This is a genomic window from Burkholderia sp. LMU1-1-1.1, from assembly GCF_040675865.1.
Lineage (GTDB): Bacteria > Pseudomonadota > Gammaproteobacteria > Burkholderiales > Burkholderiaceae_D > Rugamonas.
The window spans coordinates 279,817-302,598 of sequence record NZ_JBEGHG010000086.1 but is presented as its reverse complement, the minus strand read 5'-3'; the positions used below and the strand labels follow the sequence as shown (position 1 = coordinate 302,598).

13 protein-coding genes and 1 pseudogene are annotated in these 22,782 nt (G+C 66.6%); 9 read left to right on the top strand and 5 right to left on the bottom strand.

The window, feature by feature from the left end:
- The first annotated feature begins 24 nt into the window (after positions 1-24).
- The 5 genes from MRBLMU1_RS32500 (at position 25) to rnk (ending at position 7,591) form a co-directional block, all read left to right on the top strand.
- A complete protein-coding gene (locus MRBLMU1_RS32500) occupies positions 25-2,703 on the top strand; it encodes a bifunctional acetate--CoA ligase family protein/GNAT family N-acetyltransferase (RefSeq protein WP_363510866.1) in 2,679 nt (892 codons plus the stop codon).
- A 130-nt stretch (positions 2,704-2,833) separates the two neighbouring features.
- Positions 2,834-3,196 (top strand): collagen-like triple helix repeat-containing protein, encoded by a 363-nt coding sequence (locus MRBLMU1_RS32495; protein WP_363510863.1) that lies wholly within the window; start codon positions 2,834-2,836, stop codon positions 3,194-3,196.
- Positions 3,197-3,319: 123 nt separating this feature from the next.
- Positions 3,320-4,669 (top strand): diguanylate cyclase domain-containing protein, encoded by a 1,350-nt coding sequence (locus tag MRBLMU1_RS32490; RefSeq protein WP_363510860.1) that lies wholly within the window; start codon positions 3,320-3,322, stop codon positions 4,667-4,669.
- Between the two features lie 163 nt (positions 4,670-4,832).
- Positions 4,833-6,863, top strand: a complete 2,031-nt coding sequence (locus MRBLMU1_RS32485; RefSeq protein ID WP_363510857.1) for a S9 family peptidase — start codon at positions 4,833-4,835, stop codon at positions 6,861-6,863.
- 320 nt (positions 6,864-7,183) lie between these two features.
- Positions 7,184-7,591: a nucleoside diphosphate kinase regulator gene (rnk, locus tag MRBLMU1_RS32480; protein ID WP_363510854.1), complete on the top strand. Its 408-nt coding sequence runs from the start codon at positions 7,184-7,186 to the stop codon at positions 7,589-7,591.
- Positions 7,592-7,759: 168 nt separating this feature from the next.
- Here rnk and MRBLMU1_RS32475 read toward each other — a convergent pair whose 3' ends face one another.
- A complete protein-coding gene (locus tag MRBLMU1_RS32475) occupies positions 7,760-10,552 on the bottom strand; it encodes a M16 family metallopeptidase (protein WP_363510851.1) in 2,793 nt (930 codons plus the stop codon).
- Between the two features lie 96 nt (positions 10,553-10,648).
- Positions 10,649-12,334 carry a M28 family metallopeptidase gene (locus MRBLMU1_RS32470; RefSeq protein WP_414646143.1) on the bottom strand — a complete coding sequence of 562 codons (1,686 nt, stop codon included), beginning with the start codon at positions 12,332-12,334 and terminating at the stop codon, positions 10,649-10,651.
- Positions 12,335-12,464: 130 nt separating this feature from the next.
- Here MRBLMU1_RS32470 and MRBLMU1_RS32465 point away from each other — a divergent pair, with 130 nt between their 5' ends.
- Positions 12,465-13,283: a DNA-formamidopyrimidine glycosylase family protein gene (locus MRBLMU1_RS32465; protein ID WP_363510845.1), complete on the top strand. Its 819-nt coding sequence runs from the start codon at positions 12,465-12,467 to the stop codon at positions 13,281-13,283.
- Here the strand turns inward: MRBLMU1_RS32465 and MRBLMU1_RS32460 are convergent.
- Together MRBLMU1_RS32460 and MRBLMU1_RS32455 are read right to left on the bottom strand one after the other, a co-directional pair.
- Positions 13,225-14,627: pseudogene (locus MRBLMU1_RS32460) on the bottom strand (GntP family permease). The gene MRBLMU1_RS32465 and the pseudogene MRBLMU1_RS32460 overlap by 59 nt on opposite strands.
- 125 nt (positions 14,628-14,752) lie before the next feature.
- The gene (locus MRBLMU1_RS32455; RefSeq protein ID WP_363510842.1) at positions 14,753-16,624 is read right to left on the bottom strand and encodes a hypothetical protein; all 1,872 of its coding nucleotides are present in this window, start codon (positions 16,622-16,624) and stop codon (positions 14,753-14,755) included.
- Between the two features lie 166 nt (positions 16,625-16,790).
- Here MRBLMU1_RS32455 and MRBLMU1_RS32450 point away from each other — a divergent pair, with 166 nt between their 5' ends.
- The 3 genes from MRBLMU1_RS32450 to MRBLMU1_RS32440 all read left to right on the top strand — a co-directional run bounded on the left by MRBLMU1_RS32450 (position 16,791) and on the right by MRBLMU1_RS32440 (position 19,511).
- Complete coding sequence (locus MRBLMU1_RS32450; protein WP_363510839.1) at positions 16,791-17,951, top strand: TIGR04552 family protein; 1,161 nt, start codon at positions 16,791-16,793, stop codon at positions 17,949-17,951.
- A 61-nt stretch (positions 17,952-18,012) separates the two neighbouring features.
- Complete coding sequence (locus MRBLMU1_RS32445) at positions 18,013-19,050, top strand: hypothetical protein (protein WP_363510837.1); 1,038 nt, start codon at positions 18,013-18,015, stop codon at positions 19,048-19,050.
- 29 nt (positions 19,051-19,079) lie between these two features.
- On the top strand, positions 19,080-19,511 hold the full coding sequence (locus tag MRBLMU1_RS32440) for a hypothetical protein (RefSeq protein WP_363510834.1): 432 nt from the start codon (positions 19,080-19,082) through the stop codon (positions 19,509-19,511).
- 111 nt (positions 19,512-19,622) lie between these two features.
- Here MRBLMU1_RS32440 and MRBLMU1_RS32435 read toward each other — a convergent pair whose 3' ends face one another.
- Complete coding sequence (locus MRBLMU1_RS32435; RefSeq protein ID WP_363510832.1) at positions 19,623-22,781, bottom strand: S8 family serine peptidase; 3,159 nt, start codon at positions 22,779-22,781, stop codon at positions 19,623-19,625.
- Between the last annotated feature and the right edge of the window lies 1 nt (position 22,782).

Below are 22,782 nucleotides of genomic sequence, written 5' to 3'. Positions count from 1 at the left end.
TCCCGAACAACACCACCGACGCCCATGGACACCCACTACCTCACCCCGCTGTTTTCCCCCGAGTCGATCGTCGTCTTCGCCGGCGATGCCGACCAGCCCGAGACCCAGACCAGCTACGGCCGCGCCATCGGCGCCCAACTCGAACAAGGCGGCTTCGCCGGGCCGGTCACCTTCCTGCAGACCGGCATGACCGGCACCCTGACCGAACTGGCCCGGTCGCGGGCCGATCTGGCCGTGATCGCCCTGCCCGACCAGGACCTGGCGGTCGCGCTGGAGGTGGCGGGCCGCATCCAGTGCCGCGCCGCGCTGATCCTGTCGACCGGCGTCGAGGCCCCGCTGGCCGGGGAACTGCATGCCATCGCCCACAAACACGGCATCCACCTGCTCGGCCCCAACTGCCTCGGCTACCAGCGCCCGCGCCTCCATATCAACGCCAGCGTCGCCGGCCAGCTGGCCAGCCCGGGCAGCCTGGCGCTGGTGTCGCAATCGGGCGCGCTGACCTCGGCCATCCTCGACTGGGGCAGCCAGAACGCGGTCGGGTTCTCGACCGTGGTCTCGCTGGGGCCCAACACCGCCGTCGATCTGGCGCAGACGCTCGACTTCCTGGCCACCGATCCGGCCACGCAAAGCATCGTCATCTGCATGGAAGGGTTGACCGACGCGCGCCGCTTCATTTCGGCGCTGCGCGGCGCGGCCAACACCAAACCGGTGGTGGTGCTCAAGTCCGGCCACGCGGCCGCCGCCTCCCAGGCCGCGCTGACCCACTCCGGCGCCATCGTCGCCAGCGACGAGGTGTTCGACGCCGCGCTGCGCCGCACCGGCGCGGTGCGGGTGAAATCGTTCGTGCAGCTGTTCTCGGCGGCGAAATGCCTGGCCTCGCGCTACCGCCCGGTCGGGCCGCGGCTGGCCGTCGTCACCAACGGCGGCGGCCCGGGCGTGCTGGCGGCCGATTGGATAGAGGAACTGGGCCTGCGGCTGGCCTGCCTGTCCGACGAGAGCGCGCGGGCGCTGGCGCCGCAACTTCCCGCCCACGCGACCCTGGGCGGCCTGCTCGACCTGTCCGAGGAGGCCGACGCCGACGCCTTCCGCGCGGCCGTGCTGGCGTGCGCGCGCGACGCCCAGGTCGACGGCATCCTGGTGATCTATTCGCCCAAGCTCGGCAGCGACCCGGACGCCGTGGCGCGCGCCGTCAGCGCCGACGGCGCCGGCCTGGGCAAGCCGCTGCTGACGTGCTGGATGGGCGACCGGCAGGTCGCCGCCGCGCGCCAGATCATCACCGCCGCCGGCATCGCCACCTTCCGCACGCCGGAAGCGGCGGTCGATGGCTTTTCCAGCATCGCGTCGTTCTACCAGAATCAGCTGCTGCTGCGCCAGACCCCGCCCCCGCTGTCGCAATTGAATCAGCCCGATCTGGACGGCGCCCGCCTGTTGATCGAGGGCGTGCTGGCCGAACGGCGCAAAACGCTCACCGAGATGGAATCGAAGTCGCTGCTGGCGGCGTTCCACATCCCCATCACGCAAACCATCCTGGCGCGCAGCGCTGCCGAGGCGATGCTCATCGCCAGCCAGCTCGGCTACCCGGTGGCGCTCAAGATCGATTCGCCCGACATCGCCCACAAATCCGATGTGCAGGGCGTGGCGCTCGACCTGGGCAACGCGGCGGCCGTGCGCGACGGCTATGGCGACATGATGGCCACCGTGCGCAGGCTGGCGCCGGACGCGCGCATCAACGGCGTGACGATCCAGAAGATGGCCGGCAAGCGCAACGGCCGCGAACTGTGCATCGGTGTCGTCACGGATCGGTTGTTCGGGCCGGCGATCAGCTTCGGCGCCGGCGGCGTCATGGTGGAGCTGATCGACGACCGCGCCGTCGAGCTGCCGCCGCTGAACCTGTTCCTGGCGCAGCGCCTGATCGGGCGCGTGCGCGCGTCGCGGATGCTCGACGAATGGCGCGGGGCGCCGCCGGCCCGCCGCGAAGCGGTCGAGCAAATCCTGCTGCGGGTATCGGAGATGGTGTGCGCGCTGCCGCAGCTCAGGGAAATGGACATCAATCCCCTGATCGTCGACGAGCACGGCGCGCTGGTGGTCGATGCGCGCATCGTCGTCGACGCCGCGCCGCCGGCGACGCACAACTACCACCACCTGGCGATCCTGCCCTACCCGTCCGACTACACGCGGGAGTGGCCGATGCGCGGCGGCGGCCAGTACACCTTGCGGCCGGTGCAACCGGACGACGCCTCGATGCTGCAGGATCTGGTGCGCGGGCTGTCGGAAAAATCACGCTACTACCGCTTCGCCTCCTCGCTGCGCGAACTGTCGGTGCCCATGCTGGCCCGTTACACGCTGATCGACTACGACCGCGAAATGGCGCTGGTGGCGGTGCGCACGCTGCGCGCGCCCGGCCCCGACGGCGAATTCGTCGCGACGTCGAGCATCATCGGCGTTTCGCGCTACGTCGCCAATCCCGACCGCAGCAGCTGCGAATTCTCGCTGCTGGTCGACGACCGTTTCAGCGGCCAGGGCCTGGGCACGCGCTTGATGCTGGGGATCATGGACGTGGCGCGCGACAAAGGGCTGAGCGAGATCGTCGGTTTGGTGCTGTGTAAAAACAGCGGCATGCTCAAGCTGATGGCGAGCCTGGGTTTCGACATCCGTCCTTATGCGGACGACCCCGACTTCCGTTTGTGTAGCAAGCCGCTGTAGCGGAGGCCCATCCGGCGGCAGTGTGTCGCCGATCCGGGACACCGGCGCCGGCTATGTACTCAAACGCACGGACCAGCACGGTGCGGGGGAACATGCTGCAGGCAGACCACCCCACCACCAAAGGATACATATGAAAACCGCACTGATCTTGCTCGCCCTGACCTCGACCCTCGCCCTGACCGCCTGCCAACGCGAAACGCCGCCACCGGTGGTGCAGGTTGTCGCCGGCCCCGCCGGCGCGCCAGGCGCCACGGGAGCGACCGGCGCGACCGGTGCCCAGGCCCCGGCGGGCGCCACCGGCGCCACCGGTAAAACCGGCGACAGCGGCGCGCCCGGCTTTGACGGCGCCACCGGCGCGGCCGGCGTCTCGGGCAGCGACGGCGCCAAGGGCGAGTCCGGCGCCACCGGCGCGACCGGCTACGACGGCGCCAAAGGCGAGACCGGCGACAAGGGCAAAGCCGGCGAAACCGTGATCGTCGTTCCACAACGTTAAACCCGGCAATGGCCGGCGTCGCCCCTGCCGGCGCCGGCCGAGAACCTTTTTCCATGGCGCTTGTCACACCACACATGTCGACCGACCCATGTTCAAGGATCGGGCTGCTGGTGGAGGCGCAACATGGCGCTGTCGGACTTCATTCTGGAGCACATCGATACCATTCTTGAGGAATGGGCGACCTTCGCCACCACGTTGGCGCCGGCGAAGTATAAATTCGACCGGGTGATTTTGCTCGACCACGCCAGGCATATGCTGGAGACGATGGCGGCCGATCTGGCGTTGCCCGAAACGGCGTTCGAGCAGGCGCAGAAATCCAAGGGACGCGGCGTGCAGCCGTCGCCCGCGCAACCGACCGCCGCCACGGAGCACGGCATGGCGCGCATGCAGTCCGGTTTCAGCCTGATCGCGGCCGTGTCCGAATACCGGGCGCTGCGCGCCAGCGTGACGCGGCTGTGGGAGCGGGTGCCGGAAAACCATCCGATGCCGCCCGCCGGCGTGGTCGACCTGATCCGGTTCAACGAGGCGATCGACCAGGCGTTGAGCGAGTCCGTCACCAGTTACTACTACGAAAAAGAACAGCAAACCCGGGTGTTCGACGCCATCCTGTCGTCCACGCCCGACCTCGGCTTCACGTTCGACCTCGACGGCCGCTTCACCTACGCCAACAAAGCCTTCCTCGAGCTGGTGGGATGGCCGCTGCACGCGGTCCTCGAGAAAAGCTTCCAGGACCTGGACTTTCCGCACGCCGCCGAAAAAGACCGCCAGGTGCGATTTGTCATCCATTCCAGGCAGCACGCGCGCGGCGAGGTGCGCTTTACGCTGCCTTCCGGGCGCGACAACGTGTATGAATATATATTCGTCCCGGTCCTGGACGAGGACGGCGCCGTGGAGGCTGTCGCCGGCACCTCGCGCGACATCACCGACCGCAAGGCCGAGGAGCTGCGCAACTGGCGGCAGGCCAACTTCGATCCGCTGACGGGCCTGCCCAACCGCTGCCTGTTCCGCGACCGGCTGGAACACGAGGTGCGCCACGCCTGCCGCTCCGGCGCGCCGGTCGCCCTGTTGTTTATCGACCTGGACAAATTCAAGGACGCGAACGACACCTACGGCCACGACGCCGGCGACCTGCTGCTGCAATACGCGGCGGCGCGCCTGCGCTCGTGCGTGCGGGAGACCGACACCGTGGCCCGGCTCGGCGGCGACGAGTTCACGATCATCGTTCAGGACCTCGGCGGGAACGGACACGTCGAGCACGTGGCCAGGAAAATTCTGGAGCAGATGGAAAAACCATTCCATATCAAGCAGCACGACATCGTCATCTCCGCCAGCATCGGGGTCGCGCTGGCGCCGGGCGGCGCCGACACGCCGGACAGGCTGATGGAACAAGCCGACCACGCGATGTACGCGTCCAAGCAAGCCGGCGGCAACCGCTTCGGCTTTTATTCCCGGGCCCTCCCGCCGGGACCCTGAAACGCCATCCCGTGAGGCAACCTCCTCCAGCCTGATTCCGGGCGGCCGACGCGCCGTCCATCCCCCGGATTGTGCCGCCTGTCGCATGGTCAACCTGGCAACTTCATATTCGTCTATCATCGAATTGCGATTTTTTCATTCTTTCCACAACGATGAGGTCCCTATGATGCGCTACCTGCTGTCCGCCGCCGTGCTCGCCACCATGCTGCCGGTCCACGCCCAGTCCCCGGTCCAATCCGATGCCCCCGCGCCGGACGTGCCGCTGATCGAGCGGGCCAAGATCTTCGGCAATCCCAGCAAGACCGGCGGGCGCCTCAGCCCGGATGGCAAGTGGCTGTCATGGATGGCGCCGCGTGACGGCGTGCTCAACGTGTGGGTGGCGCCGGCCGCCGATCCGTCCAAGGCCCGCGCGCTGACCGAGGAAAAAACGCGGCCCATCCGCACCGCCATCTGGTCGCCCGACTCCAAGCAATTGATGTTCATCCAGGACAAGGGCGGCGACGAGAATTTCCTGCTGTACGGCGTCGACGTCGTCAGCGGCAAGCAAACCAGCCTGACACCGTTCGAGAAGACCCGCGTGCGGCCCATCGCCTACAGCAACAAGGTCAAGGACCGCGTGCTGATCGGCCTGAACAACCGCGATGCGCGCTGGCACGACGTCTACGTCCTGGAACCGGCCACCGGTAAACTGACCCTGCTGCTGCAAAACGACGGCTACGCCGGCTTCCTGGCCGACGAGCAACTGAACCTGCGCGTGGCCGAGAAGGCGCGTCCCGACGGCGGCACCACCTATTTCCGCCTCAAGGACGGCAAGCCCGATGGCGAGCCGCTGGCCGACGTCGGCCTGGAGGACGCGCAGACCACCGCGCCGCTGACCTTCACCGCCGACGGCAAGACGCTGTACTGGACCGATTCGCGCGGGCGCAACACCTCGGCGCTGCTGGCGCAGGACGTCGCCACCGGCAAGACGACGGTGGTGGCGCAGGACGCGCGGGCCGATATCTCCAGCGCGCTGTACGATCCAAAAACCGGCGCGGCGCAGGCCTACAGCGTCGACTACCTGAAGCAGGAATACGTGGCGCTGGCGCCGGCCCTCAAGGCCGACCTCGACTTCCTGAAGAAGAACATCAAGGGCCAGTTCACGGTGGGCTCGCGCACCGAGTCCGACGACAAATGGCTGGTCTCGGCCGATTCCGTCACGGCGCCGCCGGCCACCTGGCTGTACGAGCGCAAGGCCAAGCGCCTGACCAAGTTGTACGTGACCCGTCCGGAGCTGGAAGGCGCGCCGCTGGCGCAGATGTATCCGCAGGAGATCAAGTCGCGCGACGGCCTGACGCTGGTGTCCTACCTGACCTTGCCGAAAGCGGCCAACGCCGACGGCGCGGGCAAGCCCGGCAAGCCGGCGCCGATGGTGCTGCTGGTGCACGGCGGCCCGTGGGCGCGCGACGGCTACGGCTACAACGGCTACCATCAATGGCTGGCCAACCGCGGCTATGCGGTGCTGTCGGTGAACTTCCGCGGCTCGACCGGCTTCGGCAAGAACTTCATTTCCGCCGGCGATCTGCAATGGGGCCGCAAAATGCACGACGACCTGATCGACGCGGTCGACTGGGCCGTCAAGAGCGGCGTCACCACCGCCGACAAGGTCGCCATCATGGGCGGCTCCTACGGCGGCTACGCGACCCTGGCCGGGCTGGCGTTCACGCCCACCACGTTCGCGTGCGGGGTCGACATCGTCGGCCCGTCCAACCTGTTCACCTTGCTCAAGACGATCCCGCCATACTGGGAGGCGGGCAAACAGCAATTCTACAAGCGCATGGGCGACCCGACCACCGAGGAAGGCAAGGCGCTGTTGAAGGAACGCTCGCCGCTCAACTTCGCCGCCAACATCCAGCGGCCGCTGCTGATCGGCCAGGGCGCCAACGATCCGCGCGTCAACATCGCCGAGTCGGACCAGATCGTCGAAGCGATGGCGGCCAAGAACATTCCGGTCACCTACGTGGTGTTCCCTGACGAAGGCCACGGCTTCGCGCGGCCGGTCAACAACATCGCCTTCAACGCCGTCACCGAGAACTTCCTGGCCAAGTGCCTGAGCGGGCGCGCCGAACCGATCGGCAAGGCGCTCAAGCCATCGACCGCGCAAGTCAAGCACGGCGCCGAGTTCGCGCCGGGATTGAAGGACGCGCTGGAGTAGGACCGGCGCGCCGGGGAGCCTTGGTATATACTGAACCCAGGCTCCCTCGATATCGATTTCCTCATGAACATGTTCCGCATTCCCGCGAAGAATCATTGTTCGTCCCTGAACGAGGGGGCATCGCCTGCGGCCGCCCCAACGGCGCGCAACTCCGCCGGCCTTTCCCGGGCTCGGTAAGCGCCCCGCGAGATCACCCGGTCTTCTTCGCACTGCCGAGCCGCCCTCACAGCAACAATCCTTAGACGAGATACGCGATCGCACGCGGCCTTGCCACGTTCGCCGTCCCGCTTATCCGCAACCACTTACCTGGAGCTATCATCATGCAACCGAAAATCATCGTCTCATCGCTCGACGCCGAACGGCTCGAGATCCTGCTCGACGCCCTGCCGCCCGCCGAGGCCGCCACCCACGAGAGGCTGATGGAGGAACTCGGCCGCGCCGAGATCGTCGCGCCGCAGGACATGCCGGCCGGCGTCGTCACCATGAACTCCACCGTGCGCTTCCAGATCGACGCGCCGCCCGAGGAGTTGCGCCTGACCCTGGTTTATCCGAGGGACCTGGCCAACACCGCCGACGCGATCTCGATCCTGACGCCGGTCGGCAGCGCGCTGCTGGGGCTGTCCGTGGGCGACGCCATCGATTGGCCCCGTCCGGACGGGCAACTGGTGCGGGTGCGCATCCTGGAGGTGCTGTATCAACCGGAGCAGGCTGCGGAGCTCGCCCGCTGACGGCGCGGGTGATGGAGGCGGCGCTGGCGCGCGCGCATGGCCGATTACGCTGCGCTAATCCGCCCTGCGTGGTTACGTGGTTTATTGGTGGACCATATCGTCCGATCAAAAAAAATCCCCGCCGGCGTTACTCCGGCGGGGATTTTTTGCGGCCGTCTCTGCGCTTGATTACTGCGGATTGCCGTCGGCGTCGATCTTGCGCACTTCGCCCAGCTTCAGTTCGCGCACGCCGCTCTCGACCTTGCTCATGTCGCCCACCACCACCCACACCAGCTTGCCCGGCGCGATGGTGCGCGCGGCCAGCGCGTTGGCTTGCTCCGGCGTCATCGCCAGCACCGTGTCGGTGAAGGTGTTGTAGTAGGTCTCCGGCAGCTTGTACTGCAGGATGGTGCTGTAGGCGCCGGCCAGTTGCCCAGCCGTTTCAAACGAACCCGGCAGCGCCAAGGTTTCGTTGCTCTTGGCCTCCGCGAGTTCGGCGGCGGTGATCGGCTTGGCGCCGGCGATGTCGCCGTACTCGCGCACCAGTTCCTGCAGCGCTTCCTTGGTCTTGTCGCTCTGCACCGGCGACGTGCTCATGTACAGACGCTGGCCCAGCGCCGGCGACAGGCTGGAACGCACGCCGTACGACCAGTGCTTGTCCTCGCGCAGGTTCATGTTGATGCGCGAGCCGAAGTTGCCGCCGAAGATGTTGTTGACCACGCCAAGCTGCACCGCGTCCGGAGAGTTGCGCGGCGGCGCCAGCTGCACGCCGTAGATCACGCTTTGCAGCGCGCCGGGCTTGTCCATCAGGTAGACCACCGGCTTGTCGGCCGGCGCCACCTGGGCGATGTTCTTCTTCGGCGTCTCGCCGGCCTTCCAGCCGCCGAACGCTTTTTCCAGCAGCGGCGTGATCTCGGCCAGGGTGGTGTCGCCCACCACCAGCAAGGTCGCGTTGTTGGGCTTGAACCAGGCTTGGTGGTACTTGACCAGGTCGTCGCGGCCGATGCGCGCCACGGACGCCTCGGTGCCGCTACCGGTCAGCGGCAGCGAATAGGCGTGGCCCTTGCCGTACACCAGCGACGGAATCACGCGCAAGGCCATCGTCGACGGATTGGCTTTTTCACGCTGGATCGCGGCCAGCTGGTCCTTCTTCAAACGGTCCAGCTCGTTCTGGGCGAAGGCCGGACGCAGCAGCACATCGGCGTACACGTCCAGCGCCTTCGGCATCGTCGCCTTGAGCGCGTTGAGCTGCACGGAGGCGCCGTCGAGATTGGTGCTCACGGAGAAGTTGGCGCCCAGCGATTCGAATTCCTCGCTGATCTTGGCCGCGCTGCGGGTTGCCGTGCCTTCGTCGAGCATATTCGTCGTCAGGCTCGCCAGTCCCGGCAACTCCTGCGAGTCGGACGCGTAACCGGCATCGACCATCATCGAGAAGTTGACCACCGGCGCCGCGTGGCGTTCGGCCAGCACCACCTTCAAGCCGTTCGACAAGGTGGCCTTCTGCATGGGCGGCAGGTTCAGCGATTCGGCCTTGCCCAGCGCCGGCGGCTTGCTGCGGTCCAGCTTAGCGGTGGTGGCGTAGTTGGTGGCGAACGGTTTGACTTCCAGCACGTAGTCGCCGTCGTCCAGCCACGCGCCCATCGCCTGCTTGACCTGCGCCGGCGTGGCCGCCTTGACCGCCGCCAGGTACTCCTTGTAGCAGTCCGGATTGCCGGTGTAGGTGGTGCAGCTGGCCAGCAAATCGCTCTTGCCGCCGAAGCCGCCGACACGCTCGACGATGCGGGTGTAGGAGGCCAGGATCGCGGTCTTGGCGATGTCCAGCTCGGCGGCGCTCGGGCCGGATTTCATCAGCGCGCGCAATTCCTCGTCGGCGATCGATTCCATCCTGGCCACATCGGCGCCGGGGCGCGCGGTCAGGACAACATAAAACTGGCCGGCGATCTCTGAGCTGTAGTTGCCGGCGCTGGCGTCGCTCGCCAGCTGGTCCTTGTAGACCAGGCGCTTGTAGAAGCGCGACGTCTTGCCGCCGCCCAGCACCTGCGCGGCCAGGTCGAGCAGCGGTTCGGTCGCGGTGTGCGCGCCGGGCACGTTCCACACGCGGTAGATGCGCCCCTGCGGCACACGGTCCTCGACCGTGCCGCGATGGGTGCCGGTGCGCTTGGCGATCCATTCCTTGTGCTTGGCCAGCGGCGGACCGGCCGGAATGTCGCCGTAGTATTTTTCGACCTTCTCGCGCGCCTGTTCCGGCGTGATGTCGCCGGCCAGCACCAGCACCACGTTGTTCGGCCCGTAGTTATTCTTGAACCAATCCTGCACGTCGGTCATCGAGGCCGCGTCCAGGTCGGCCATCGAACCGATCGTCGTCCACGAATAGGGATGGCCGGCCGGCCAGGTGTTCTCGGTCAGCAGCTGGCGCGTGACGCCGTACGGCTGGTTCTCGCCCTGGCGCTTTTCGTTTTGCACGACGCCGCGCTGCAGGTCCAGTTTTTTCTTGTCCAGCACGCCGAGCAGGTGGCCCATGCGGTCGCTCTCGGCGAACAGCGCGAAGTCCAGCATCGAGGTCGGCACGTTCTGGAAGTAGTTGGTGCGGTCGGGATTGGTGGTGCCGTTCAGGTCGGTCGCGCCGATCTGCTGCATGGCGTTGATGTAGGTCTTGTTGAAATTGTCGCTGCCGCTGAACATCAGGTGTTCGAACAGGTGGGCGAAGCCGGTCTTGCCGGGCTTCTCGTTCTTGGAGCCGACGTGGTACCAGGTGTTGACGGCCACCACCGGCGTCTTGTGGTCCTCGTGGACCAGCAAGGTCAGGCCGTTTTTCAGCACGAACTTGGTGTATGGAATATCGGGAATGGCGATGTCGGACTTGGCTGATTTGGTCGCGGCCGGCTTGGCGGCTTCGGCGGCTTGCACCGGGCTAGCCGCAAGCAGGGCGACGGACATCGCGACGGACGCCGCGATCGTGGTACGGCGTATGGACATGGTCATGCGGTATCTCCTCGTAATGGGAATTGTCCCTGCAAAAGCGCGCCGGCTTCCTAGCCGGCGCGCAACCATTTTATTGCATTTTAGTTAAACATAAAACTATTTACGCTTGGCCTCCGTCTTGTCGCGCGCGGCGCGGAACTCGGCGTCGGGCGCCCAGTTCGGCCAGGCCTTCGACTCGGCCAGGTCGCGGCCCAGCGAGTACAGCATGCCCAGGTCGTGCGCCATGCCCTTGAACGACCAGTCGGCGCTCCACTCGTCCGACGGCTGGTGGTAGTTGTTGGTGGTGTAGCTCTCCTCGGCCTGCTTGCCGGCCCGCAGACCGCCATCGACGAAGTCATTGCCCGAGCCATAGGAAATGGCGGGCACGCCGCGCTTGGCGAACGGGAAGTGGTCGGAGCGGAAGAAGTAGCCGGCCTCCGGTTTCGGATCGGCCGAATACACCAGGTTCCATTCCTTGGCCTTGGCGATCAACTGGTCGAGCAACTCGACTTTCGCGCTGCCGGAGATGGTGAAGTTGCGCGACAAGCCCTGCGGGCTCAACGCGTCCATATTGATCACGCCGACCGTCTGCTCCAGCGGGTACAGCGGGTTCTGCGCGTAGTACTCCGAGCCCAGCAAGCCCTTCTCCTCGGCCGTCACGGCCAGGAACAGCACGCTGCGCGCCGGTGCCGGCGCCTTGCCGTAGGCGCGCGCCAGTTCCAGCAGCGCGGCCAGGCCGGTGCCGTTGTCGACCGCGCCGTTGTAGATCTTGTCGCCCTTGGCGTTCGGTAATCCAACGCCCAGGTGGTCCCAATGGCCGCTGTAGATCACGGTCTCGTCGGGCTTGCTGGCGCCGACGATGCGGGCGGCCACGTTTTTCGACGTGATCACCTGCGCGTCGACCGCGTAGTGGGCCGACAGGGTGACGTCCTTCAGCTGCACCGGCTTGAAGTCGCGCGTCTGCGCCAGTTTCTTGAGCGCCTCGAAGTCCTGGCCGCCGCGCTTGAACAGGTCGACCGCCAGATCGCGCTGTATCCAGGCCTCCATCGGCGCGTGCGCCTCCGACGGTTTCTTGCGCACGATGTCGTACATCACGTTGGTGTTGGAATTCTTGACCGTCGGCCAGCCGTACGAGGCCGGCGCCGTCTCATGCACGATGAGGGTGCCGAGCGCGCCGCGCTTGGCCATTTCCTCGTACTTGTAGGTCCAGCGGCCGTAGTAGGTCATGGCCTTGCCGCCGAACTCGCCCGCGCCGGTCTCGAAATCGGGATCGTTAATCAGCACCACCGCCAGCTTGCCCTTCAGGTCGACGCCCTTGAAGTCGTCCCACTTGCGCTCCGGCGCGGTCACGCCGTAGCCGACGAACACCAGCGGCGCGTTCTTGAAGTCGACCAGCTTGGCGCCGCTCATCGAGGCGCGCACGGCCAGGTCGTCGCCCTGCTTCAGCTCCTGGCTGCCCTTGGCGTCCTTGACCGACAGCTTGACCGGCCCCTTGATCTCGAAACGGCCCAGCGGCACGTCCTGCGTCCAGCTGCGCTCGCCTTTCTTGCCTTTGACCGGATCGCCGCCCGGCTGCATGCCGGCCGCCTTGAACTGTTCGATCAGATAATTGACGGTCTTGGTTTCGCCGGCGGTGTTCGGGCCCCGGCCCTCGAACTCGTCGGACGCCAGCACCTTGACGTCTTGCGACAACTTCTGCGGGCTGAATTCGGGACCGGTGGCGGCCTGCGCCAGACCGGCGGCAAGCAAGGAAGTGATGAGCAGCGTATGTTTCAAGATAGACCTTTCAAGATAAACCTGCATGGAAAACAGATCGGCAATACTGCCATGAAACCACAAGTACGGCAAACGGACCGCGCTCGGTGGGCTGGCGAACAGTGCGCTGGTGGCGGCCGGCGCACACTGATGGCTTCATTGCGAACCGGAGCATTCCATGCCTGAAGGACCATCGATCGTCATCATGCGCGAGCAGACGGCCGGCTTCATCGGCAAAACCATCGTGCAAGCGAGCGGCAACACCAAGGGCGTCGACATGGAGGCGCTGCGCGGCCAGCCGGTGCTGGACCTGCGCAGCTGGGGCAAGCACTTCCTGATCCAGTTGCCCGGCCTGGCGCTGCGCATCCACCTGCTGATGTTCGGCAGCTACCGGATCAACGAGCGCAAGGATGCGACGCCGCGCCTGAGCCTGGAGTTTGACGATGGCGAAGAGCTCAACTTCTACACCTGCTCGGTCAAGACGATAGAAGGCGATCTCGACAGCCAGTACGACTGGCGCGGCGACGTCATGTCCGACGACTGGTCGGCGGCGGCGGCGCTCAAAAAGCTGCGCGCCGCGCCGGACACGCTGGTGTGCGACGCCCTGCTCGACCAGGATATCTTCGCAGGTGTCGGCAACATCATCAAGAACGAGGTGCTGTTCCGCATCCGCGTCCATCCGCTGTCGACGGTGGGCGCGCTGCCGGCGGCCAAGCTGCGCGAGCTGGTGGCGCAGGCGCGCGAATACAGTTTCGACTTTCTGGAATGGAAGAAAGCCTTCGTGCTCAAGCAGCACTGGCTGGCGCACACCAAGCGCGTCTGCCCGCGCTGCGATCTGCCGTTTCACAAAGGCCATCTGGGCAAGACCAAGCGCCGCAGCTTCTTCTGCCCCAATTGCCAGAAGCAGTATCCGCCCGCGTTGACAGCGCCGGTGGCGCTTAAACCAGTCCGGTCAAGTAGTAAACCGCGATCACAAAGAACACCGCCGCCGTCTTGATGACGGTGATGCCGAAGATCTCGCGGTAGGATTGCTTGTGCGTCAACCCGGTCACCGCCAGCAAGGTGATGACGGCGCCGTTGTGCGGCAAGGTGTCCATGCCGCCGCTGGCCATCGCCACCACGCGGTGCATCACCTCCAGCGGAATCTGCGCCGCCTCGGCCGCGCGGATGAACTGGTCCGACATCGCCGCCAGCGCGATGCTCATGCCGCCGGACGCCGAACCGGTGATGCCGGCCAGCGTGGTGACCGACACCGCCGCGTTGACCAGCGGATCCGGCACGCTCTTGAGCGCGTTGCTGACGGCGACGAAACCGGGCAGCGCGGCGATGACGCCGCCGAAGCCGTACTCGGCGTGTTCATCGCCGCCAGCAGCGCGCCGCCGACGGCCGCCTTGGTGCCCTCGGCAAAGGCGTCACGGACCCGTGCGAAGGCCGTCACGACCACGAAGATGATCCCCAGCAGCAGCGCGCCCTCGACCGCCCAGATGCCGACCAGCGTCTTGATCGGCGTGGTGATGGTCGCGTGCAGGCCGGGCAAGGCGTCGGCGGTCAGCGCGTAGCTCTCGCCGTACCAGACGGGGATCATTTTGGTCAGCGCGAAGTTGACCACGCCCACCAGCAGCAGCGGCGCCACCGACAGCAACGGATGGGGCAGCCCGCGCTGTGGCGACTGCCCGGCCGCCGGCTTGGCCTTATCCTCGACACCGTAGCCCTCGCCGGTGGCCATCACCGAGCGGCGGCGCCATTCCAGGAAGGCCAGTCCGGCCGCCAGGGTGGCGATGCCGCCTATCGTGCCCAGCCACGGCGCGGCCCAGCCGGTGGTCTTGAAGAAGGTGGTCGGGATGATGTTCTGGATTTGCGGCGTGCCCGGCAAGGTGTCCATGGTGAACGAAAACGCCCCCAGCGCGATGGCGCCCGGCATCAGCCGCTTGGGGATGTTGCTCTGACGGTAAAGCTCGGCGGCGAACGGATAGACGGCGAACACCACCACGAACAGCGACACGCCGCCGTAGGTCAACAGCGAGCACACCAGCACGATGACGGCGTTGGCGCGCGTGCGGCCGATGTAGCGGATCGCCGCGACGACGATGGATTCCGAAAAGCCGGACATCTCGATCAGCTTGCCGAACACCGCGCCCAGCAGGAACACCGGGAAATACAATTTGATGAAGCCGACCATCTTGTCCATGAAGATGCCGCTGAACACCGGCGCCACCGCGCCCGGATCGGTCAAGAGCACCGCGCCGAGCGCGGCCACCGGGGCGAACAGGATCACGCTGTAGCCGCGATAAGCTGCCAGCATCAGGAACACCAGTGCGGCGAGGACGATCAGAAAGGACATGCCGGCTCCATACAATATTGACTTCCGTCCATTGTAGAGTTAAATGCAACAGCCCGCCGCCCGCGTGCAATCATCGGCGCCCATCCCTCCCCCCAGACCAGGAAATCCGTGCGCGTGCCAAGCGCTTATTTCGGCAACACCGTCACGCCGCACATCTGGTACGGATACGGCTCCTTGCCGACGGCCGCCTGGCGGATCGCGCAACTGCCGGCATCGAGCCGCAGCCCGTATTGCGGCAGCTTTTGCGCCAGCCGCTCGACGGCCGCGCGGTCGAGCGCGGCCAGGTCGAGGCGGTACTTGGGCGGCAGATCGAAGGTGCAACCGCCGTCGGGCAAGTTGCGCACCTCGACCGTGCGCTTGAGCAGCCATGCCAGTTTGCGGCACCCGGACGGGCTTCCGGTCAGGCCCAACGACTGCGCCACGGCCAGTTTGCGCAACAGCGAGCCGTCCCGATCGTTCTTGCTGGCGGCAAACACCACATAGTGCGGACCGGCGCGCTCGGCGATGGCCTTCCCGCGCAGCGCGTGCCAGGCCGGCGATTCGGGGAAACCGGTGTCCAGCGAAATGATCTTGACCTCGTGCGGGAAGAAGATCGACAGCCAGCCCGACGGCGGATCGGGCTGGGCGAGGAAGACAATGCTTTGCGCCGGCGTCGCGAACAGCGGCACCTCGGCGCTGAAGGCGCGCTCGCCCCAGGCCTGGTGTCCCCAGTTAGCGACCGGAAACACGCCGGCCACCAGCAGCGCCAGCGCCACGCCGGCCAGCCGTTGCCGGGCCGGCGCCAGGTAGCGCCAGACGATCCAGATCATCAGCGGCGCCAGCAGTTCAAGCGGCACCAGATAGCGGTAGATGCTGAACATGCGCATCCAGACGATATAGGCGGTGACAAAAAACACCAGCGTGAAGGCCGCGCGCGGAGCGAGCGCCGGCGATGCGGTTTGCGGCAGGCCGCCATGTGGGCCGGTGTTTTGACCAGCGGTTTGGCCGCCCCGGGCACGGCGGCGCAGCAGCCAGACCACCACGAACACGGCCAGCAAGACGTACAGCAGCGGCCACACCGCCAGCTTCATCGGCAACTCGGAGACGCGCCGCGTGTTGAACGCGAAGATGAACGGCCACAGCAGATTTTCGATCCAGCCGACCGGACGGAAGTAGAAGTCGATGACGCCTTTCTCGGTCGCCAGCGGGCTGTGGAAGATGTTATTAAATTGCGGGAACAGCGGATTGCCGAAGGTGTTCCACATCTTGACGAACCACCAGCCGGCAGTCGCCGCGATGCCGCCGAGCACGCCGACGCCGAACACCAGCGCCAGCCGCAAACGCTGCCACCACGGCAGCGGCACGGTCAGCAAGGCCAGGCACAGCGCCACCGCGTAGGTCGCGTTGGTTAGCTTGAGCCCAGCGCTAAAGCCCATGGCCACACCGGCGCCGGCCATGGCCAGCACCGCGCCCGCGCCCCATTGCGGCAGGCCGTCCCAGTGGCGCAGCACGATATACAACGAGCCGAGCACGAAAAGCGCCGTCAGGTTGTCGCCCATCGTATTGCCGAGCTCGCTCAAGAAGCCCGGCGCGAACATGCACGCGCCGGCCAGCAGCAGCACCAGACGCTGGTGCTTGCCGATGAGCTCGCGCGCGATGCGGGCCAGCAGCACGAAGTTCAGCCCGTGCAGCGCGCCGAGCACGAAGCCGACCAGCTGCGGCGGCAACCAACGGTTCAGGAAATAATACGGCAGGTCGATGGTGGGATTGAAGTAGGTCTGGAAACCGGACGGCGCCAGATCGACGCCGATGCGCCCGTTCATCAGCGCGTGCGCGTTATATAGATGATAGTTGCGCATGTCCCAGCCATCATCCTGGCCGTTCATCACGGACACCAGGCCGAATAGGACGGGGACGATCCAGGCCGCGTGCCACGCGGCGCGCGGACGGCTCAGAAAAGCGGTGCAGCGGGCGAACCAGCCGTCCAGCGCGGCCAGGCGGCGATTGAAAAAGGTCATGGGTGTCAGCGAAGAATCAAGGCCACCATTATAAACTTGTGAAAAATAAAACCCTAATAATTTGCCATTTGGCAATAAGAGACACCGGCGACGGTAACGGTTGGTATCGATTGACGCTCGCTTAACAGGCTGCAATACTGGGACATCGCAGCCCTCACAGGACGCCATGACTGAACTACGAGCCTCGCTCAAGAGCGGTGGCAGGTTCTCGCTGAACTGGAGCTATCTGAATGCCATCGCCAACGGCGTGTCGGCCATCGACCTCGGCGCGCTGGCGTTACGCAATCTCCACGACGCCCGGCAATTCGTGCGCGAGTACGGCTTCGACCTGGAGCAGCCGGCCGCGCCGGCGATCATCGCCCGCGCCCACCGCGAGGCGGTCGACTTCCTCGCCTGCACCTTCCTCGCCCCGGGCCAGGCCGGCTTGATCCCCGAGGAGGTCAGCCATCCCGACGATCCGCTGCAATTGCTGGTGTACGCCTCGCTGCGCGGCACCAACGTCGACGTGCGGCGCATGTGGTCGTGCGCCGTGCTCAAGGTCATGCACGGCATCTTCTACATCGACAACAACCTCAAGCTGCGCCACTTCCACGCCATCCGCGAGCAGGTGTTCGCCACCCTCGACGAGGTGATCCGGCACGACGGCGACCGCCACTTCCTCACCGACGGCGAGGTCTGCCTGCCGATGCTGCACTACGAGCGCAAGGACAACAAGGGCCGCAAGAGCATCCTGCTCAAGCTGCTGCAAAAGGCCGCCTACCTGGCCGCCGACATCTTCGACCACCTCGGCGTGCGGCTGGTGTTCGCGACCCGCTTCGAATGCCTGCTGGCGCTGCGCAGCCTGCAGCGCGCGCATCTGCTGTCGGTCACCAACGTCGACGCCGAGCGCACCCGCAACACCTTGCTCGACCTCGATGCGGCCAAGCAAATCTTCAACAAATACCGCGCGCGGATCGAGCACAGCGACGACTATCCGTTCGAGCTGCTGCGAACCATGGACGCCGAACTGGCCGACCTGGCGCAGCCGCAGACGCGCTGCGACAACCCGCACAGCGGCAGCGGCTTCAACAGCATCCAGGTGACGGTGCGCAAGATGATCCACGTCCAGCCGGACCACCCGAACATCGGCGCCGGCGGCGAGCAGGAATACGACGTCGGCTTTTTCTTCGAGTACGAGATCCAGCTGATGGACCAGGCCAGCTACGAGCGCAGCCTGGCCGGTCCGGCCAGCCACGAGGCCTACAAGCGGCGCCAGATCGACACGGCCCGCACGCGGGTGTTCGGCCGCGACCTGCTGCGCTGGGTGGAGTCGCAAGCGGCGCAATGAGCGGTGCGACGCGAACGCGCGCGCTGGCCTAACATTGGTTTCCCCAATAGCAGGAGCCGACTTGCCCAATTCCATGCAACGCCGCGTGTGGCACTATCTGGCGGCCGCGATGCTGATCGCGGCCTGCTGCCAGGCGTCCAGCCAGGAAACCCCTGCCCGCGTGACCGTCACGGCCACCCGCGATCCGGTCGACAAGTCCTACCGAAAAATGATCGCCGGCATGGACCGGTTCGAGCGCAACCGGGCGCTGGCGCCGCAGGCGACCTTGCGTTTCCAATTGCTGCCGCGCCTGCCCACCACGCGGCTCGACGGCATCACCCTGCGCGTGGTCGGCGACGCCGTCGCCCTACCCGTTCCCGTCGCTCCCGACCATACCTTCACCCTCGACCGCGATAGTCAGGCGCTGCGCGAAGACGCGGCGCTGATCGCCAGCAGCAAGACCAGCACCTTGACCTGGCGCGCGCAGGTGCGCAGCCCCAACGTGCCGCCCGGTATGCGCCGCCTCGGCGACCTGCGCCTTGAATGCCAGGTCGGCGTCGAAGCGGGACTGCTGTCGAACAACGCCAACGTCTTCGCCTGGCTGGGCGAGCTGCTCACCGATCCCGACCGTGTCTGCGCTTCCGCCGACGGCAACTACCTATTCTTCGCCGAGCGGCCGCTGTTCGGCGTCACGCTGCGCGACGGCGCGCGCACCGAGACGCTGCCGTTTTCCATGCTGTACGCGGGCGGCACGCAAACGCCGGACACCCTGCCCTTCTGCGATTGCCAAGTCTTGCTCGACCGCAGCTACTACGCGCCGATATGGGACCGCCGTTGGTCCGACGATACCCTGGTGGAATTCGACTACATGGACGACGCGCCAGGCGCCGGCACGGTGCCCATTGCCGACACCCACCGCACAACGACGCAAATGCGCGCCGCGCTGGGCCCGGCCACGACGGTGCGCTTCGACAGCGGCTACCAGGTCTGGCGCTACCCGTATCCCAAAATGAATCCGCAGAACAAACCGGAGGACGGCAAGTCCGCCTACGCCGAATTCGTCATCCTGTTCGGCCCCGACGGTATTGCGCGCAAAGCACGATTGAGCGAACCCTTGTAAAGCAGCGGCGAATGGATCATGATGAAATCATGAAAATCCCCACCCGCTCCTTTCGCCTTGCCACGGCAAGCCTGTTGATGCTCGCCGCCAGCGCCTGCGGCAGCGCACCGCCGCCCGCGTCTCCGGTGGTCGGCAAGACCGAAGAACTGTGGAAGAAAATCCAGGCGGCCAACGCCGACACCAGTTGCGACACGCAAAGCCAGTGCCACACGATAGGCTTCGGTTCAAAAGCTTGCGGCGGTCCCGAACGCTACATGGCCTGGTCGAGCAAAAACAGCGACGGCGCCGTGCTCAAGGCGCTGATCGACCAGCACGCCGCCGCGCGCCGCGCCGACGACGAGCGCGAGCACATGATGTCGACCTGCTCGCTGGTCAGCGACCCCGGCGCCAGCTGCCGCGCCGGCCAATGTGTCATGAATCCGGGCGGTGGAAACACCACAGATCCACGTAGGGCGGATTAGCGAAGCGTAATCGGCCATGCAAGCACGGCCCGCGCCAACATCAGCACCAAAAACAAAAAAAACCCGCGAGCCCAACCGGCCTCGCGGGTTTTTCACATTCACACCAAACGCTTAGAACGCCAGCGCCTCCTTGGTGCGCGAGTTCTTAAACAGCGGCAACGGATCGGTGGTATCGACATCGATCACCGTCGCGCCCTGCTTGACGCCGCCCAGCAGATAGTTGACCACGCCGACATGGCGCACGCCTGGCGCCAGGCCGGACCAGCTCATGCCCACGCTCGCGGTGCCGCCCACCGTGGCCGTGCTCGGCAGAACCACCTTGAAGTTGCCGCCCGTCGAAGGCTGCACCACCCAGCTCGACAACGCGTAGGTGGCCTGGCCGCCGTTCGGACGGAAACCGATCACGCAGACGTTGTAGTCGCCGGCGGCCGGGGCCACCATCTGGATCGTTTCGTTGGCCGTGTCGCCGCCGCTGCTGAGGATAGGCGTGTTGCCGCGCATGACGATCAGATCCAGGTCCGAATCGCCGGGGATGGCGCCGGTCGTCTCCGAATCGAACAGCGAGAAGCGCGCCAGCATCGTGCCTGCCGGTATCGTCACCGGATGCAGGTTGACGCCGGTCGCGGCGCCCGCCTGGCACAGCGCCGCATTGCTCAGGTTGGTGTTGGCGGTGGCGATGCTCCGCGTCTCGCGGGTGGCCGGCTGCAGGCCACCCTTGACCGCGCTCATCGCGCCGGCGAAGCCGGTGCCGACGGTGACGACCTTGCTGCCGGTGGCCGCTTCGCTGTAGACGCTGGATGGGGCCGACAGGCCGGTGGCGCGCGCCGTCAGCGGGCTGCGCACGACATGGGTGCCGTCCTTCCAGTTCAGCACGCCGTAGGCCCAGGTGTCGAGCGGCGCGCTGGTGCGGGTCAGCTTGACGGTGAAGCTGGCCTTGGCGCCGGCCGCCAGCACCAGGGTCGACGGTTGCACCGAGACGGTGAAGCCCGGCAGCGAGGCCGTGGCGTTGTAGGTCGCGGTGGTGGCGCCGACGTTGGTGACGGTGCGCGTCATCGTCAACGTGCCGAGCACGTTGGCGGCGGTCAGCGATGCCAAGTTCAGGTTGTACGCGGCGATGCCGCCGCCGATCGTGGCGCACTGGGCGCTGGTATAGGTCAGTCCCTGACCGCACAGGAAGCGCGCGTACTCGACCGGCGCGATGTCGTACACCAGGCCGGGATCGGCCGCCGAGTTCGGCGCGATGTGGCCGGCGCCCTGGCCCCATGGCAAGGTGCCGGCGTTGGTGGCGCTGCTGTCCCAGGCGACCTTGGTGGTCAGCCCGTCGCTGAAGGTGTCGGTCGCGCTGGTCATCAGCGCCGACTTGATGGCCGACGGCGTCCAGTCCGGATGCAGCTGCTTGAGCAGCGCGGCCACGCCGGCCACGTGCGGCGAGGCCATCGAGGTGCCGCTGTAGAAGGCCCAGTCGGTCACCGGGGCCGGCGAGCCGGCGGCGACGGCGTCACGCTGCGCGCGCGTCAGGTCGGCGGTGACGGCGGCCAGGATGTCGGTGCCCGGCGCGGTCATGTCCGGCTTGAGGATGTTGGCGTTGGCCACGTTCGGGCCGCGCGACGAGGTGCTCGACATGATCGGCGCCTTGACCGACGGATCGAAGCTGGCGCGCAGGTTGCCCAGCGAGGCGACCGCCGTGGTCGGATTGGCGGCGATGTAGCTCTTCAGGATGGCCGTGTTTTCCTTGACGATATGCACCGTCGAGATCGTGTGCGCCTGGTTGATGATGGTCGCCGCGCCGCCTTCGACGTTGGCGATGATCACGCCGACCGCGCCGGCCACCTTGGCGTTGGCGCTCTTGTTGACCAGTACGTTGCCGCCGCGGTCGCACACCAGGATCTTGCCGGCCACCTTGGCCGGGTCCAGCAGCGGCGCGACGGCGTCGGTGCCGCCGTAGCAGCGGTCCAGCTGGAGGGGATCGGCGCCCGGCAGGCCGGCGTCCTTGGCCAGCACCAGCGGCGTGACCGGGGTGTTGGCATTGCTCGAGGCGCCGGTCAGCTTGGCGCCGGAGCCGGTGACGGCGTCGGCCAGGTACAGGCGGTTGTGGGTCGAGTTGCCGACCGAGGCCAGCCACGGGCTGATGTGGCCGACCGGCGCCGGCGCGGTGGCGCCCGGGCCCTGGTTGCCGGCCGAGGTGGAAACGAACACGCCGGCGGCGGTCGCGCCCAGGAAGGCCTGTTCGGTCGCGTCGGTGAACGAGCCGCCGCCGGCGCTCGAGCCGATCGAGAAGTTGATGACGTTGACGCCGTCCTTGACCGCTTGGTTGATGGCGGCCACGCTGTTGGAGGGGGCGCAGCCGTTCTTGCCGGTGGCCGCGTCGGTCCAGCAAACCTTGTAGGCGGCGATGCGGGCGCGCGGCGCCATGCCGCTGACCTTGCCGAAGTTCAGGCCGCCGTTTTGTGCGGTCACGCCGGCGTTGCCGGCCGCCGTGCTGGAGGTATGGCTGCCGTGGCCGCCGTGGCCTTCGACGCCGGCCACCGAATCGCGCGCCGACAGGAACTCGGTCCAGTGCAATTCCAAGCCGGCCGGTTTGTAGTACCGCGCGCCGATCAGCTTGTTGTTGCAGTTGGCCACGCCGAAGCCCTCGCCGGTGTCGCAGCTGCCCTTCCAGCTGGCCGGCGGCGCGTCGTACACCACGGTCGAACCGCTGTGGCTCGGGTTGCCGTTGCCGTCGATGCGGTCGGCGTAGCTCGGGTTCTCCGGCCAAATGCCGCCGTCGATGATGCCGACGATAATGTTCTCGCCCGACACGCCCTTGCCGCCGAGCTTTTCCCACAGGCCGCCGGGCTGGTCCAGGCCGAGGAAGGTCGGGGTGTAGCTGGTGTCGAGCTCCATGAGGGAGTCGGCCGTGATGGCGGCCACGCCGCTGTTCTTTTTGAGCGCGCGCACCTCGTCGTCGGTCAGCATGGCGGCGAAGCCGTTGAAGACGACATCGTATTTATGGGTGATCTCGGCGGCGTTGATGGTGCTGATGACCGCGTTCTGCTTGGTGTCGAGGTAGTTGATGTAGGCCTGCACGGCGGCGGCATCGACGTTGAGGCGCTGGCCCTGGGCCGGCATCGTCGCGGCCAGGCCGGCGACCTGGCCGGTGTAGGTGGCGACCGGCTTGTCGGTCAGTTGCACGATGTAGGAGCGGCGTTCGGACTCGGCATGCGCCGGTCCGGCGCCGATCAGGGCGGCCGTCAGCAGCAGGACGGCGGCGGAAATAGGACGAAGTTTCATG